The sequence below is a fragment of the Pedobacter africanus genome (genome assembly GCF_040548825.1).
In the GTDB taxonomy this organism is placed as follows: Bacteria; Bacteroidota; Bacteroidia; order Sphingobacteriales; family Sphingobacteriaceae; genus Pedobacter; species Pedobacter africanus_A.
Genome location: NZ_JBEPSL010000001.1, coordinates 111,924 through 127,248 on the forward strand (window position 1 = coordinate 111,924; position 15,325 = coordinate 127,248).

Sequence of the window (15,325 nt, forward strand, 5' to 3'; positions counted from 1 at the left end):
AAGATGAAAAATCCATATATCCTACTGTTCCTTATTGTGGTTGTGAATACTTCCTGTAAGAAGTTTCTAGAGGTGAAACCTAAAGGGATTATTTTGCCGGAAAAGGTAGCAGATTACGAAGGATTGTTGAATGCGCCAAGCATGACGAAAACTTTCCCGATTAACCTGCTTGATTTTACGGACGACAACTTCAACACTTTTGAGGCAACCATACAATCGCCAACCGCTAACGGCTATTACTGGCGGCCGGTGATAACGATCAATGAAAAGGCCAATCCTGATGTTTGGGGGCCATTGTATCGTTGTATTTATTCGGCCAATGTCATCATTAACGGTGTAAAGGGGGCTACAGACGGCACGGATGCCCAAAAACAAAGCATATACGCAGAAGCCCTGATGGTACGGGCGGGTTGTTATATGGATCTGCTTACCGTATTTGCCAAAGCTTACGACCCAGCTACTGCCGGTTCAGACCCGGGGCTGTCCCTGGTAAGCAGTACCGATGTGAACGACAAGGTGCCAGGCAGATCGTCATTAAAAGCTACACTTGATGCCATGATTGCCGATGTGGTTTTAGCAGCAGAGGCTTTGCCTGTAAGTAACATAAACCGCTACCGGGCCACAAAGTATGCCGCATATGGACTGCTGTCGAGAATTTATCTGTACATGGGAGATTACGTGAACACAAAGAAATACACAGACCTGGCCCTGCAGGGACCACATACTTTGCTGAACTATAATGCTTATGCTACATATACCAATGTACCTGTGTATGACCTTAATCCGGAAGTGCTCTGGCAGCGTGCTGCGGTTAGTGGTTCACCAACTTTTATGCTCTATTCAACTGATCTGAAAAGTTATTTTGATGCAACAGACATCCGCTATAGTTTTTTGACGGTGACCAACAACAATGGTTTAGGGCGGGCCGGATTTTCGGGCGTATACAATTTCGGGATCACTTATCCTGAAATGTACCTGACCCGGGCAGAGCTGCTGGCCAGAGAAGGGAAATTTAACGAGGCCATGGCTGTAGTGAATACCATACGGAAAAACAGGATCAGAACGGCCAGTTATGCCGATCAGTCGGCCACGTCAGCAGAGGAAGCCCTGGTAAAGGTGCTTGCTGAACGGAGAAGAGAGCTGGCCTACAGTGGTCTTCGCTGGTTTGATATGAAGCGTCTTGACCGTGAGGGCAGGATGCCCGAAATAAAACGGATTAACCCTACTACCCAGGCCGTTGATGCGTCATTGCCTCCACATAGCCCTAAATATACTTTTGAAATACCAATACGCGTAAGCGCATTTAATCCTGGTATGGAACTGAACCATAAGTAAAATCAAATATTTATAACAGATGAAAACAATAGTAACCCTAATAACGCTGATCACTTTAAGTTTTGCCGCCAGGGCACAAAAGGATGCGTCTATGTTAAAAGATGACCTGGTTCCCGACAAAAATAAAACGCTGGCAAAATATCTGCCCATAGGTAAAGAGGGGTATTTTTACAGGTTTTACATAATGCCGGTAGAAGAAATGCAGCAAAAGCTTGAGGCTGCTAAAGTGGCTATGCTATCTGAAACGAATAAACAAAGCGATCCGGTACTTAAAACACTAATGGAAAAGGACGTCGATTTTGCAGCCCGTGAGGCGCTAAAACAATTTGTGTCGCTTTATGGAATGGACTCTGTGGGTATGAAAAGCCTGGAGAAAGTTCTGGTTGAAAAGAAGGGCGATCCGAATTTTACAAAATACCTGATGGAGGCACAAAGCAAAGCCTTTGCAAAAAAACTACCTGCAGAAGAACGTACAAGGCTGATGGGTAGAGTTTACGAAAACCCGGAGCTGGACAATGAGGCCCTGTTTAAAAGATCTGCTGCATACCGTTCCTGGATTAGCAACTATATCACGTATTTAAGGACCAGCAAGTATAGGGCAGACACTACCCTGGGCTACGCTGGTACCCCGCTTGTTAAATTGAAAGTGGTGAATGCGGAAGTCCCTGCAGGTTTTATTAAAAATTACCTGAACTATCAGCTGACTGGAGAAGTGCTGAAAATGGTGAAGGACAGTGCTGCAAAGGAAAATACCTATCGGAATTTTATGGCTACAGCGTCTAACCCAGAGTATAAAAAAGATATTGAAAGCATTTTTGCGAATTATAAGATGATGCAGGGAAATGCGCTGTCGCCGGAATTTAATTTTGCAGATGTAAATGGCAAACTGGTTTCACTGAAGTCGCTCAGGGGCAAGTATGTGTATATTGATGTATGGGCCACCTGGTGTGCCCCATGCAAAGCCGAAATACCCTTCTTGCAAAAAGTTGAACATGATTATGAAGGGAAAAACATTCATTTTGTAAGCCTTTCAGTAGACCGTATGTCGGATAAAGCGAAATGGGTCAGTTATGTGAAGGACAATAAACTCGGTGGGATACAGTTGATGTCGGATAAGGATTTTAGTGCCGACTTTGTCAAGAAATACAACATCAATTCTATTCCCCGGTTTATTTTGATAGACCCCGCAGGCAAGATTGTGGATGGGGATGCAAAAAGGCCTTCTGATGCTAAACTAAGAGCGCAGTTTGATCGGTTGCTGAAGTAAAAGGAATTTAAGCAGGCGCATCCATTCCTGGGTTGTGCCTGCTTTCTTTTTTTAGCTACAGCGCTTCTATTTCTTCTATAGTAAGGCCAGCAGTTTTAGCAATAAATTCAACAGACAAACCTTCTTTTTTTAGTTTACGAGCAATTTCAACAGCTTCTTCATGGCAGCCTTGATTTTTAGCTCTATCCAGCAATAATTCTTTAACGCCCATTGGTGTTGTTCTTCCAGTTGACAGTTCTACTTCTTGTTCAAATCTAGCCATCAGATGACTTGCCCCATAACCCAAATGAGCCGCCATAGGGGTCAACCACTTCTGCTAATTTTGATTTCACTTCAGCAGGAGTTAATTTCGCTATTTAACCCATAACCTTACGAATGGCAGGTTTAGAAAACGAAATAAAGGCAGATTATATTGGCAGGGTAAATAAGGCGTTGCAATTTATTGACGAGCGGCTTGACACAGCGCTATCTTTGGAAGTGGTCTCAAATGTTGCCTTTTTTTCTCCGTTCCATTTTCACAGAATATTTAAAGCAATTACCAATGAGACTTTAAATTCTTATGTAAACAGACGGCGTTTAGAAAAAGCTGCAGCTGTTTTAATGCATAAGCCAGAAATAAGCATTTCTGAACTTTCGTTGATGTACGGCTTTACGAGTAATTCGTCTTTCACCAGGGCATTTAAAAACTTTTATGGTCTAAGCCCTTCAGAATTTCGCAGGCAAAATCCGGGTAATTTTAGCAAGATCGGTAAAGAAGAAAGCAAGAATGGACAAGAGATGCCCATCTTTGAAAAATACATTTGCAACATTAATCAACTTAAAAATTGGCTGCAAATGAATGCAAAAATCGAAATCAAAGAAATGGGAGATATGAACCTGGCTTATGTGACCAGTATTGGACACGAGGGAATTGCGAATGCGTATAATGTATTGATCAAATGGGCGAAGCTGCAGGGCCTGCTTGATATTCCGGGCACAAAAATGGTTACTATTTATCACGATAGCTTTAAGATCACTGCACCTGAAAAAGTTAGAATAAGTGCCTGTATTTCCTTAAATGATCCGCTAATAACAACTAAACAAATTGGCTCCTGTACCATTGAAAAGGGAAAGTTCATTGTTGGCAGCTTTTTTATACCCTTGTCGGATTTTGAAAAATCATGGAATGGCCTGTTTATCTGGATGAATGAAAATGGATATAAAAAAGCCGAAAGGAACCCCTTTGAAATTTACCATAGTGACTACAGGGTACACCCGGAAAAAAGATGCCTGGTGGATTTTTACATACCCATTTTATAACCTATAGGTATTTACGATCCCTAAAATCCTGGACCGCTACCCGGCATTTGGGAATCATTTATAATAAATACGTCCGTCTGCTACATAACATCCGTAATGGGTTACCCCCAGCTTTGAAGGTATTTCAAATGACAATTTATAACCAGGCACATGCGCAACACCGATTCAAATTTTGCAAATTGCAAAGGTGTCGTTCCAAAATAAGGGATCGCATATTTCTGTAATGGAAATACAAGCAATTTTTATTTTGAATTTACATAGCTTTAATATGTTATTACGCTTAGGATTTAGCTGGTTTTAACTATCAACAATAGATTTCGGACAGATTTTTGTATGTTTATCCGAAAACAGGAGAACGACGATTATGAAGCCGATTTACATCCCTATATTGCTTTTGCTTATTTTTTTTCAAAGCTGCGGACTGAACGAACGTGAGAAAAACCTGAAAAAGCAGCAGCAGGAAACTGCACAAAAGGAGCAGGAATTGCTGGCCTGGGAGCAGCGTTTGAAACTAAAGGAACAGGAACTGGATCATATTAAATTATCGCTAGACAGTGCAAAAAAACAAATCGATTCGGTTGGTGTTCACAATCCAGCCCTGATAGGGAAATGGACAGTTAAAATGACCTGTACCGAAACAACCTGCGAGGGTTCTGCGTTAGGAGATACAAAAACAGAACAGTGGGAGATGAGCTATAAGGATAATAATGTAATTGTTAAAGCCTATGCCGGGCCGGTACTGATCAGGGTGTATATTGGCAGTTATAAGAATGATGTGCTGAAAATTGTAGATGAAAAGCCGAATTCGGGCGCATTGATCAGTGCAACGCTCAATTTTACAGGCGCTGAGAAAATGGAAGGATCAAGGGAGATTCAGCAGAAAGACTGCAAAATAGTTTATGCATTGAACGCCAGGAAATTGAAATAACCGTTCAAAAGAGCCGCTTATGATTTTATTATCTTCGTTAGATTTTTCGCTGCCGCTGCAGAACCCGGTTATCATTTTTTCGCTGGTGCTGTTTATCATTCTGTTTGCCCCTATACTGCTGAACAAAATAAAAGTACCCCATATTATCGGTTTAATTGTAGCAGGCGTTATTGTTGGGCCTTATGGTTTAAACCTGCTGAAACGGGACAGCAGTATTGTGCTGTTTGGTACCGTGGGATTGCTGTATATCATGTTCCTGGCAGGTCTGGAGATCGACCTGGCCGAGTTTAAAAAGAACAGGAAACGCATCCTGGTATTTGGCCTTTTCACCTTTGTGTTTCCGCTGGTGTTTGGCTCGCTGGCCAGCTATTACCTGCTGGGCTATGGTTTCCTGTCTTCCTTGTTACTGGCCAGTATGTTTTCTACGCATACCCTGGTGTCTTATCCTATTGCCAGCAAGTATGGTGTGATCAGGAACCGGGCGGTGAGCATGACCGTGGGAGGGACAATGATTACAGATATTCTGGCCTTGCTGATCCTTGCGGGGATTGCGGGTATGACCAAGGAGAGTGTTTCTCCGGCCTTCTGGCTGCAGCTTGGTGGGGCTACCATTGTATTTGTAACCATCGTTTTTGCTGTATTCCCGATCATCATCAGGTGGTTTTTTAAACACTTTGAAGATAGTGTATCGCAATATATTTTTGTGCTGGCCATGGTTTTTCTAGCCTCTTTCTTGGCCGAAGCGGCAGGTATTGAGGCCATTATCGGTGCTTTTTTTTCGGGCCTGGTGCTGAACAAGTTCGTGCCACATACCTCGCCGCTTATGAACAGGATAGACTTTGTGGGGAATGCACTCTTTATTCCTTTTTTCCTGATCAGCGTGGGCATGCTGGTGGATGTTACGGTTTTGGTAAAGGGCTGGGGTGCGCTAAAGGTAGCCGGTGTTATTATTGCGGTAGCAGTTGCCACCAAGTACCTTGCAGCCTGGCTAACGCAGAAAATATTTAAGCTTAGTGCTACCGAAGGGACAATGATCTTTGGCCTAAGTTCATCTCATGCCGCTGCAACGCTGGCCATCATTTTGGTAGGGTATAACATCATTACCGGAGAGACCGCTGCGGGCGAACCCATCAGATTGCTGAATGAAGATGTACTGAACGGTACCATTCTGTTGATCCTGGTAAGCTGCGGGGTAAGTTCATTTGTTGTAGAAGGGGCGTCCAAAAAACTGGCACTTGAGCAGGACGCACAGGATGCCACACCCCTGGAAGAACAGACCAACGAAAAGATCCTCGTTACCCTGGCTTATCCCGACATGGTGACCCAACTGGTTGATTTTGGCATGATGCTGAAATCAAAAAAAACACATACATCGGTGTATGGCCTGAATGTAATTGCCGATGAACAGGTGGTAGATACCAATGCCGGGACATCTAAAAAGATACTGGAGAAGGCCATTTCTCATGCGGCAGCCTCTGAAAACAGTCTTATTCCGGTAACCAGATACGATTCCAGTATCAGTAACGGAATTGTGTATACCATTAAGGAGCATGGGGTAAGCGACATTGTGATTGGCATGCACAAGCAGGCCGACCAGCATACATTTCTGGGTACCAAGGCAGAAAATATCATCAAAAGGATACACGAAACGATTTATATTTACAAACCTACTCAACCGCTCAATACCTTTAAAAGGGTTGTTGTGGCCATACCGCCAAAAGCGGAGACAGAGCCAGGGTTTTTACATTGGCTGAAAAAGCTGATGGCCATTGCCAAAGAAGCCACCATACCGGTAAACTTTTATGGTACAGCGGAAACCAACGAGGCTATCGGCAAAATTACAGAACGGACTTCGGCCACAGTGAAAATACAGTTTACTGAATTTAACAACTGGGACGATTTCCTGATATTTAGCAGGGAGTTAAAGGTGAATGATCTTTTTATCATCATTTCTTCCCGTAAAGGGCATAACTCTTATATCCCCCAGTTAAACAAACTGCCTTACTACCTGTCGAACTATTTTGTAAAGCAAAGCCTAATTGTGCTGTATCCGAAGCAACTGGAATTGGGTATTAACATGGGCAATATAGAACAGGCAGACAGCCACTTCATTGAAACCCTTTCTGAGCAGCTGGGGGTAATTGGTAAAGCGGGCAGATATGTAAGGGGGCTCTTTAAAAAGTAAAATGATTGACTTGCAATTGTGCAGATCATTCAGGTTTTATTAGCTTTGGTACTCAAATCAAAAATTGCATAATGAATCATTGGTTAGTAAAAAGTGAGCCTTTTAAATACAGCTGGGAAAAATTTAATAAAGATGGCCGTACCTTTTGGGACGGTGTACGCAACTACCAGGCGCGTAACAACCTGAAAGAAATGAAAGAGGGCGACCTGGTTCTGTTTTACCATAGCAACGAAGGCAAAAATGTGGTAGGCGTAGCTAAAGTAGTAAAGGAGTTTTATCAGGACCCGACTACTGATGACACCAACTGGGTAGTAGTAGATCTGGCACCGGTTGAAACGCTTAAAAATCCGGTATCACTGGAGCAGATTAAAGCAGAAGAAAGCCTGAAAGACATTTCGCTGGTAAGGCAGGGACGCTTGTCTGTAATGCCTTTAAGGGCTGCTGAATTTGATAAGATCCTGGAAATGTCAGAAAAATAGGCTATTCCGGGAAGAAGAGTGCTTTCAGTTCTTTGGCATCGTTAGGCTGCATTTTTCCGCCTAAGATTAAGCGCAGCTGTCTTCTTCTTAATGCTCCGGCAAACAATTCTATTTCTTCCTGGGTTTCCGGTTTCAGTTCAGGGACAGGTATGGTCCTGCCGCTTTGGTCAACCGCTACAAAGGTATAATAGGCTTCATTGGATTTTGCCCGGCTTCCCGAAGGGATATTTTCGGCCCACACATCCAGACGTACTTCAACAGAGGTATTAAAGGCCCGCGTTACTTTGGCTTCTATGGTAATGACATCACCCAGTTTAATGGGCTGCTGAAAAGATACATTATCTACCGATGCGGTAACTACAATGCGGTTGCAGTGTTTTTGAGCAGAGATGGCTGCTGCGATGTCCATCCAATGCAGCAAACGGCCTCCCATTAAATTGTTAAGGGTATTGGTGTCATTGGGCAATACCAGTTCGTTCATCACGGTGAACGAATCTTTCGGGCTTTTAACTTTTATACTCATAATTTCTGCAAAAGTACGTAAAAATGAACATACCTTGTTAAAACGATTACAGGCTTTACCAGATGAAGGCGGTAAGGCCAAGGCCGAAGCTGAGGTGGTTGAACTTTAACCTGGACAGGCCGCCGGGGATGGGGTCGTAAATCGGATTGCCGTTCTCATCTGTTTCATTCAATCCCAGGATCTCAAAGCCGTGTCTGGAGTTAAGATAGGTGGTATAGGCCTTGATGGCTACATTTCTGGCTATCCTTTTTTGTATGCCAATACCAGCAGTCCAGCTAGGCGCCCTTTTGGGTTTATACTGCATGATAGGTAATTCAGGCCTGCCGTATTCTTTTTCTGCGGCAGGGTTCAGTTTCAGGATCACGTTGCCGGAACTGCCATAGGAAACACCGGTGTTTAACTTGGCCGTGATGAACCAGTTGTTGGGTAAAGGATAACTAAAATAAGGCCCTATATTGAAATACCTGATGCCTATTGGCTGTGTGTAGAGGTCCTCGCTGATGGTTTTAAGGTCATCGTCCAGTATTACCTTTTCGGAACTTACCGGAAAACTGCTGAATGCAAACTCGCCCCCGATACCAAAATTCCGGTTGATGAACCAGGCACCCTCAATCCCCAGGTTAAAACCTCTTTTTACGTACAGATCTTCTGAATTTGCCAGGGAAAGGTCGTTACTGGTGCTGATGGCATAGCCCAGGTGCATTTCCAGGAAGCTGGGCTTGTTGTTAATGGGAACCGGGTTGTTCCGAAGCGGCGCATTCATGCCCCGGTTCTTAAAAATCTGGTCGGTGATGTAATAACCCAGTTCTGTGGAGGCGATGCCGATGGCTGCGCCTGCCAATACGTCGGGAAACCAGTGCCGGTTGTTTAAGCCACGGCCCAATGCGGTTGCTGTAGCCGAGGTATACCCCATAACGCTGTATAGGGGGTGCCGGTATTCGCCATACTCTTTATGAAGAAAAGTTGCGTTGGTGAATGCCATGGCGGTATGGCCGGATGGAAAGGAATTTCTTGAAGTTGCATCTGGTCTTTGTACGCCCGCAGTTCTTTTGATACTATTGACCAGGACCCCCATAATGCCCATTGAAAAAGCGTAAGATACTACTGCCCGTTTTGGGCTGTGCCTGCCCTTTACATGGGCTGCATTGAGCAGCAAAACCGTAGCTGCGGGGGCATATTGCAGGTAATCATCATAACGGTACCGGAAGGTGGGGATGTAACGGTTGCGGAGTTCCCTGATCTCTTCCTTATGCGGCCAGGTAAGTGCGGTGGCCCCGAGTAAAATGGCAGGAACGGCAGTTTTTTGTACTGCATCACATTTTAAAAAGCGACTTATGGGTTTTTGTAGTGTAGTGTCGGCATGTTGCGCATGAGCAGTAATAGTTAAGGAAAGGGCCAGCAGAAGAGCATAGCAGGTTCTGTAATTTAAATGCATGTCCTAATTTATTGATTTGCCCTTTTGTTTCCACATATGTGGAGAGAATATTCAATTCTGCAATTAAACAAATCATGGTTTCTTGTGTTACTTTTAGACATGAATAATGAAACACTGTTACAGTATTTTCACTGGTATTATAATGGGGATGAAAAATTATGGGATAAAGCCATCAGGGAAGCGGAATCTTTAGCAGAAATGGGCATTACAGCGGTTTGGCTGCCACCGGCTTATAAAGCCGAATCGGGAGCAGAGTCGGTTGGATACGATCCCTATGATCTTTTTGACCTGGGGGAATTTGATCAGAAAGGTACAGTGGCCACAAAATATGGTAACCATGTGCAGTACAGGGAAGCCATTAAAAGTTTTCAGGCCAGGGGCATTGCGGTAATTGCGGATGTTGTATTTAACCATAAGGCCGGAGGTGATGAACTGGAAAAGGTAAGCGTTAGGACCGTAGACCCGCAGAACAGGTTAAAATTCACTTCAGAGGCATTTGAAATAGAGGCCTGGACCAGGTTTACCTTTAAAGCGCGCGAAGGTAAATATTCGGATTTTATATGGGACAAAAACTGTTTTAGCGGGGTTGACTGGGCTGCTGATCTGAAAAAAACAGGGATATATTCTATCCAGAACCAGTACGGGGAAGGCTGGGAAGAGGTCCCTTCAACCGAACTTGGCAATTACGATTACCTGATGTTCAATGACATTGAATTCAGGAACCCCGCTGTAAGGGCCGAACTGAAGTACTGGGGAGAATGGTATTTTAATAATTTTGGGATGAACGGCTTCCGGCTAGATGCCGTGAAACATATTTCTACCGCATTTTTAATGGAATGGCTTGACCATATGAACCACACCTTCGGAAAGGACTTTTTTGTGGTAGCCGAAAACTGGAACATAACCGAAGTTGAGGCACTTACACAATACCTTGACATTACAAAAGGGAAAATGCAGTTGTTTGATACCAGATTGCACCAGAATTTGTACCTGGCCTCAATTACGCAGAATTATGACCTGCGTACGGTTTTTGAGCAAACCCTGGTTCAGTCCCATCCTTTATTTGCGGTAACTTTTGTAGATAATCATGATTCGCAGCCTTTGCAGGCACTGGAGTCTTACGTAGAATTTTGGTTTCGCCCGCTGGCTTATGCGCTGATCCTTTTGAGGGAGCAGGGAATACCCTGTGTGTTTTACACGGATCTGTACGGGGCAAAGTATGTGGATAAGACCGATGAAGGTTATGAAACAGGGGTAGAGCTGGTGGCATTGCAGTTACTTCCTAAATTGCTGCGGATACGCGGGGATCTGGCTTATGGGCTACAGCGCGACTACATTGACCATCCGAATTGTATAGGCTGGACAAGAGAAGGGGTGGCAGAAAAAGAGCATTCGGGTGTAGCGGTGCTGATGAGCAACGGAGTGGCTGGTGTTAAACGTATGGAGATGGGCCTGGTACATGCCGGAAAGATGATGACAGATGCCTTGGAGCTATGCGCAGATAGGGTGTTGATAGACGAAACAGGCTGGGCTGAATTTTATTGTAAGCCAGGAAGTGTTTCTGTTTGGGTATTATCTGCGTAGTGTATTAACGTTGCTGTAACCGATCAGTTCTTCCCAGCGGGCACCGGGTTTGCGGTAATAAGCAAATACCTGGTAAGTATTGGCTGTTTCAAAATAAGACCCTTCAAAAATGGCCTGGTCTGTTTTGCCTGTTGCTTTATCTACCCAAATGTATTTATAATCGTATAAACCCTGTTTAAGTAAAATGTTGCCGTAAAATCTGCGCTTTGCGGGTTCATAAGTCATTTTGCTATTTGCATCAAGGGTATAATTGTTGAAACGTCCTACCACATAGGCTTCGCCATTTGAAGTGGCTGGGCTAGCATTCAGGGTAAAAAAGACATGGGCGTAATCGCCATCTGTATTGTTGTCCCGTCCTTCCTGGTTGCGGATAAAGAAATTGCCATTCTCATCAACCAGGTTGGTGTATTTAGGTTTATTGCCATTCACATCCTGAAAAAGTACGACATCAATAACAGAGTCCCTAACAATGTCCTGAACATTTTCGGCCTTATAGCGCAGACTGCGGATGTCGAATTTCCTGAACTCATTTCCGGCGGGGAAGTCGTTTGCCGTAAGTTCGTTATATACCAGCGATCCCGGCCTGATAAAAGTAGGTTTGGTATTCAGTATGGCCGTTTGGGGAATAAAGTTTTGCATCACAACCGCTTTCAGGTCGGTATAAGGATTCTGGATCGGTGTTTTATGAAAAATGGTAAAATTAACTTTCTGGTTGCTGAACCGCAGGGGCACCTGGGTGCTGGCCGTAATTTCTACACCTATATCAACCAGATTTTCTACCACATAAAACCTTTGCGATATGACGGGTTTTTGCTGATTTCCATCTTCATAAACTTTAAGCAGGTAATTGCCCGATATTTTGGGCCTGATCTGGCTGTTGGGCAGGCTGAGTTCGTAGTGGGTATACTTTTGAATGGTATTGAACGAATATTTATAATCGTTGATCCTGTCGTCATTGATCCCTTCCAGGTAATCTATAGGCGATAACCGCGAAGATTTCCAGTCAGACGTACAATGTTCTATGGTATACCAGTAAATTTTGCTGCCACCGTTAAGGTCATCAAATGAAAACAGGAGCTGTTCGTTTGATTTTAAGGTAATTACAGGGATGGATTGTTCTTTTTTAGTGTTGTAACACTGCACGGTTTTAATCTGCGGCAGATAAACCCTATTTTCATATACAAATTGCCGGTTTTGGGCCGGGACAATCTGGGTGCTGCACAAGAGCAAAAAGAACAATCCGATCTGTTTTATCATTTGCTTTCCAGTTCCATGATCTGTGAAGCCAATTCTTCCCAGGTATTTTGAGCAGTGTCTAGCAGGAATTTAGCTGTGGTATACTCCTTATTGGCTTCGGCCAATTTGCCGGAACTGGAATAGACTTCTTCATCGGCCAGTTTTGCCTCGATGTTTTTTACACTTTGTTCAAAAGCTGCAATTTCTTCCTCGGTTTTTCGCAGCTGCTCATTCAGCTTTTTTAGTTGCTGCTGCGGATTTGTACCGGCCGGTTTTTCTTCTGCCTTTGGTTTAACCTCTTTTTCCTGTTTTACAGGGATAGGAGTAGCTGCGGGCTGCGGCCTTTTGGCATTCCATTCTTCGTACTCTGCATAGGTGCCAGGGTATTCTTTAATGTCCTTTTCTTCAATAAACCAGATTTTGTTGGCCACATTGTCAAGGAAATACCTGTCGTGAGATACTGCAATGAAAGTTCCCTCGTACTGCTGTAGTGCCTGGATAAGGATATTTACCGACTGGATGTCCAGGTGGTTGGTAGGCTCATCCAGAATGAGGAAGTTAGAGTCTGTGGTAAGTGATTTGGCCAGCGCAACCCTGGATTTTTCTCCTCCTGAAAGCACTCTGATCTTTTTGAAAACATCGTCGCCCGTAAACAGGAAGCAGCCCAGGATACCGCGCAGCTCAGTGTCGGTATGTTTAGGGGCAAAGGCCTGCAGCTCCTCTAAAATGGTATTATCGAGGTGCAGGGATTCCAGCTGGTGCTGCGCAAAAAAGGTGGTGGTTACATTGTGGCCGGTTTCGCATTTGCCTGTAAATTTCTCTGTACCGGCAATGATCCGGAGTAAGGTTGATTTACCTTTACCATTTGCACCGATCAGGGCTATTTTATCCCCCTTTTCAATTACACCTTCTGCATTTTCCAGGATTTCGACATTGGGATAGCTTTTTGTGGCGCCTTCAATACGGATCACATGGCGGCCCGAAGGTTTGGAAAATTTGAATTGAAAATTAACAGTTGGGTTATCATCGTCTACATCTTCCACGCGCTCAAGTTTATCCAGGGCCTTCATCCGCGATTGCGCCATTTTAGCCTTAGAGGCCTTGGCTCTGAAGCGTTCTATCAGACGTTCTTCCTGTTTGATTTTGGCCTGCTGGTTTTTGAATTCTCCCTTTTGAATTTCGCCTCTTAGTGCTTTTTCTTCCAGGTAGAAAGTATAATTACCTGCATAGGGAGTCAGTTTTCCTTTGCGCGATTCTACGATTTTGTTGACCACTTTATCTAAAAAGTACCTGTCGTGCGATACGATGACGATTGCGCCTTCAAACCCTAAAAGGTAGGTTTCCAGCCATTTGATGGAGGGTAAGTCCATGTGGTTGGTCGGCTCATCCAGCAGCAGGATGTCTGGTGTCTGTAAAAGGATTTTTGCCAGCATCACACGCATGCGCCATCCTCCTGAAAAGGTATTCAGGGGTCGGTGTTGATCCTGCGTACTGAAACCCAGACCGGCCAGGATCTCATTGGCCCTGTATTCAATATTGTATCCGTCCAGCGCTTCAAACTCCTGTTGTTTATCGCTCAGTTTATTTAAAACTTCTTCAGAATAATCGGTTTCAATTTTCTTTAATAGCTCTTCTATTTCATCGTGCAATTGGTTCTGCCGCTCAAAAGCTTCCATTGCTACATGCAGGATACTATGGTGGGAATCGTAGGAAAGTAAATCCTGGTTCAGGTATCCGATTTTTAAGTCTTTCGACATAGAGATCGAACCCGAAGAAGGTGCATATTCTCCAACGATTATTTTTAGTAGTGTAGATTTTCCTGTTCCATTGGCACCTATCAGCCCAATTCTCTCTCCCGGTTTAATGTGCCAGTTTGCCTCGTCGTATAATGCCCTAGAGCCCAGCAGGAATGTTAAGTCGTTTATTGAAATCATTTGGCTGCAAAAATACAACTTTGCCCTGAAATTTGACGGAATTTAAAAACGTTCCTTATCTTCGCTGCATGTATCAGCTCATCAAACCTATATTTTTCCAGTTCGACCCCGAGAAGGTTCACTATTTTGTTGTAAAACGATTAAAATGGTTTCATGACCATTTTCCGTTGGGTAAGACAATTTTGCGCAGCAGTTTTGATGTGAATATTAAAGGACTGGAACGGGAGGTCTTTGGTATCCGGTTTAAAAATCCGGTGGGACTGGCAGCAGGCTTTGATAAAAATGGCGAATATATTGAGGCACTGAGCGATCTGGGCTTTGGTTTTATAGAGGTTGGGACAGTAACTCCTTTACCTCAGCCAGGTAATGAGAAGCCGAGGATGTTCCGGCTGGAAGAGGACAGTGCGCTGATCAACAGAATGGGTTTTAACAATAAGGGGGTAGATACACTGGCTGAAAGGCTGAGGTTACTGCGGGATAAACATAAAGATATTGTAGTTGGCGGGAACATTGGCAAGAATAAAAGTACCCCAAATGAAGATGCAGTAAACGATTACATCAAGTGTTTCGACCGCCTTTTTGATGTGGTAGATTATTTTGTGGTCAACGTAAGTTCGCCCAATACCCCAGGACTGAGAGAACTGCAGGAAAAGGAACCACTGATGAATTTGCTGAACACACTTCAGCAGCGGAACAGCAAAAACGGAATTTCCAGACCTATCTTATTGAAGATTGCACCCGATCTGACCAATGAACAGCTGGACGATATTGTGGAGATTGTAATGCAGACAGGAATAGCTGGTGTGATTGCAACGAATACGACGATAGACAGGAACGGTCTGTACACTCCCGAAAAAATAGCCAGTGAAACCGGTGGTTTAAGCGGTAAACCCTTAACGGTACGATCTACGGAAGTCATCAGGTACTTGTCGGAGAAATCGGGAAAGGCATTCCCTATCATTGGGGTAGGTGGGATCCACTCCCCGCAGGATGCAAAAGAAAAGCTGGAAGCTGGTGCTTCTCTGGTGCAGTTGTATACCGGTTTTATTTATGAGGGTCCGGCCATTGTAAAGCGAATTTGTAAAGAGCTGGTAAAACATTGATGCATTAATTACAGCCG

Annotated in this window: 13 protein-coding genes; 8 read left to right on the top strand and 5 right to left on the bottom strand. The window is 44.0% G+C overall.

The annotated features are described in order from the left end of the window. Positions 1–3 precede the first annotated feature (3 nt). Together ABIE26_RS00460 and ABIE26_RS00465 are read left to right on the top strand one after the other, a co-directional pair. Entirely contained in the window at positions 4–1,335 is a 1,332-nt protein-coding gene (locus ABIE26_RS00460) for a RagB/SusD family nutrient uptake outer membrane protein (RefSeq protein ID WP_310141290.1), read from the top strand. A 19-nt stretch (positions 1,336–1,354) separates the two neighbouring features. Next, positions 1,355–2,602 (top strand): TlpA family protein disulfide reductase, encoded by a 1,248-nt coding sequence (locus tag ABIE26_RS00465; protein ID WP_310141288.1) that lies wholly within the window; start codon positions 1,355–1,357, stop codon positions 2,600–2,602. Between the two features lie 55 nt (positions 2,603–2,657). Here the strand turns inward: ABIE26_RS00465 and ABIE26_RS00470 are convergent, their stop codons facing one another. Beyond that, entirely contained in the window at positions 2,658–2,864 is a 207-nt protein-coding gene (locus ABIE26_RS00470) for a hypothetical protein (RefSeq protein ID WP_310141286.1), read from the bottom strand. Between the two features lie 113 nt (positions 2,865–2,977). Between ABIE26_RS00470 and ABIE26_RS00475 the strand changes: the two genes are divergently transcribed. From ABIE26_RS00475 to ABIE26_RS00490, 4 genes are all read left to right on the top strand, one after another. Beyond that, positions 2,978–3,901, top strand: a complete 924-nt coding sequence (locus ABIE26_RS00475) for an AraC family transcriptional regulator (protein WP_310141283.1) — start codon at positions 2,978–2,980, stop codon at positions 3,899–3,901. Between the two features lie 364 nt (positions 3,902–4,265). Continuing rightward, complete coding sequence (locus ABIE26_RS00480; protein ID WP_310141282.1) at positions 4,266–4,829, top strand: hypothetical protein; 564 nt, start codon at positions 4,266–4,268, stop codon at positions 4,827–4,829. Positions 4,830–4,848: 19 nt separating this feature from the next. Next, on the top strand, positions 4,849–7,014 hold the full coding sequence (locus tag ABIE26_RS00485) for a cation:proton antiporter (RefSeq protein WP_310141279.1): 2,166 nt from the start codon (positions 4,849–4,851) through the stop codon (positions 7,012–7,014). A gap of 71 nt (positions 7,015–7,085) precedes the next feature. Then, positions 7,086–7,493, top strand: a complete 408-nt coding sequence (locus ABIE26_RS00490; protein WP_310141277.1) for an EVE domain-containing protein — start codon at positions 7,086–7,088, stop codon at positions 7,491–7,493. A gap of 1 nt (position 7,494) precedes the next feature. Here ABIE26_RS00490 and ABIE26_RS00495 read toward each other — a convergent pair whose 3' ends face one another. After that, a complete protein-coding gene (locus tag ABIE26_RS00495) occupies positions 7,495–8,016 on the bottom strand; it encodes an acyl-CoA thioesterase (RefSeq protein ID WP_310141275.1) in 522 nt (173 codons plus the stop codon). A gap of 55 nt (positions 8,017–8,071) precedes the next feature. Then, positions 8,072–9,451 carry a phosphatase PAP2 family protein gene (locus tag ABIE26_RS00500; RefSeq protein ID WP_310141273.1) on the bottom strand — a complete coding sequence of 460 codons (1,380 nt, stop codon included), beginning with the start codon at positions 9,449–9,451 and terminating at the stop codon, positions 8,072–8,074. Positions 9,452–9,550: 99 nt separating this feature from the next. Here ABIE26_RS00500 and ABIE26_RS00505 point away from each other — a divergent pair, with 99 nt between their 5' ends. After that, complete coding sequence (locus ABIE26_RS00505; protein WP_310141269.1) at positions 9,551–11,035, top strand: alpha-amylase; 1,485 nt, start codon at positions 9,551–9,553, stop codon at positions 11,033–11,035. Here ABIE26_RS00505 and ABIE26_RS00510 read toward each other — a convergent pair. Further along, on the bottom strand, positions 11,024–12,292 hold the full coding sequence (locus tag ABIE26_RS00510) for a DUF5103 domain-containing protein (protein WP_310141266.1): 1,269 nt from the start codon (positions 12,290–12,292) through the stop codon (positions 11,024–11,026). The genes ABIE26_RS00505 and ABIE26_RS00510 overlap by 12 nt on opposite strands. Beyond that, positions 12,289–14,205, bottom strand: coding sequence for an ABC-F family ATP-binding cassette domain-containing protein (locus tag ABIE26_RS00515; RefSeq protein ID WP_310141265.1), 1,917 nt, complete (start codon positions 14,203–14,205; stop codon positions 12,289–12,291). Before ABIE26_RS00515 ends, ABIE26_RS00510 begins: the two co-directional genes overlap by 4 nt. Before the next feature lie 68 nt (positions 14,206–14,273). Between ABIE26_RS00515 and ABIE26_RS00520 the strand changes: the two genes are divergently transcribed. Then, positions 14,274–15,308: a quinone-dependent dihydroorotate dehydrogenase gene (locus ABIE26_RS00520; protein WP_310141264.1), complete on the top strand. Its 1,035-nt coding sequence runs from the start codon at positions 14,274–14,276 to the stop codon at positions 15,306–15,308. Positions 15,309–15,325: the final 17 nt, after the last annotated feature.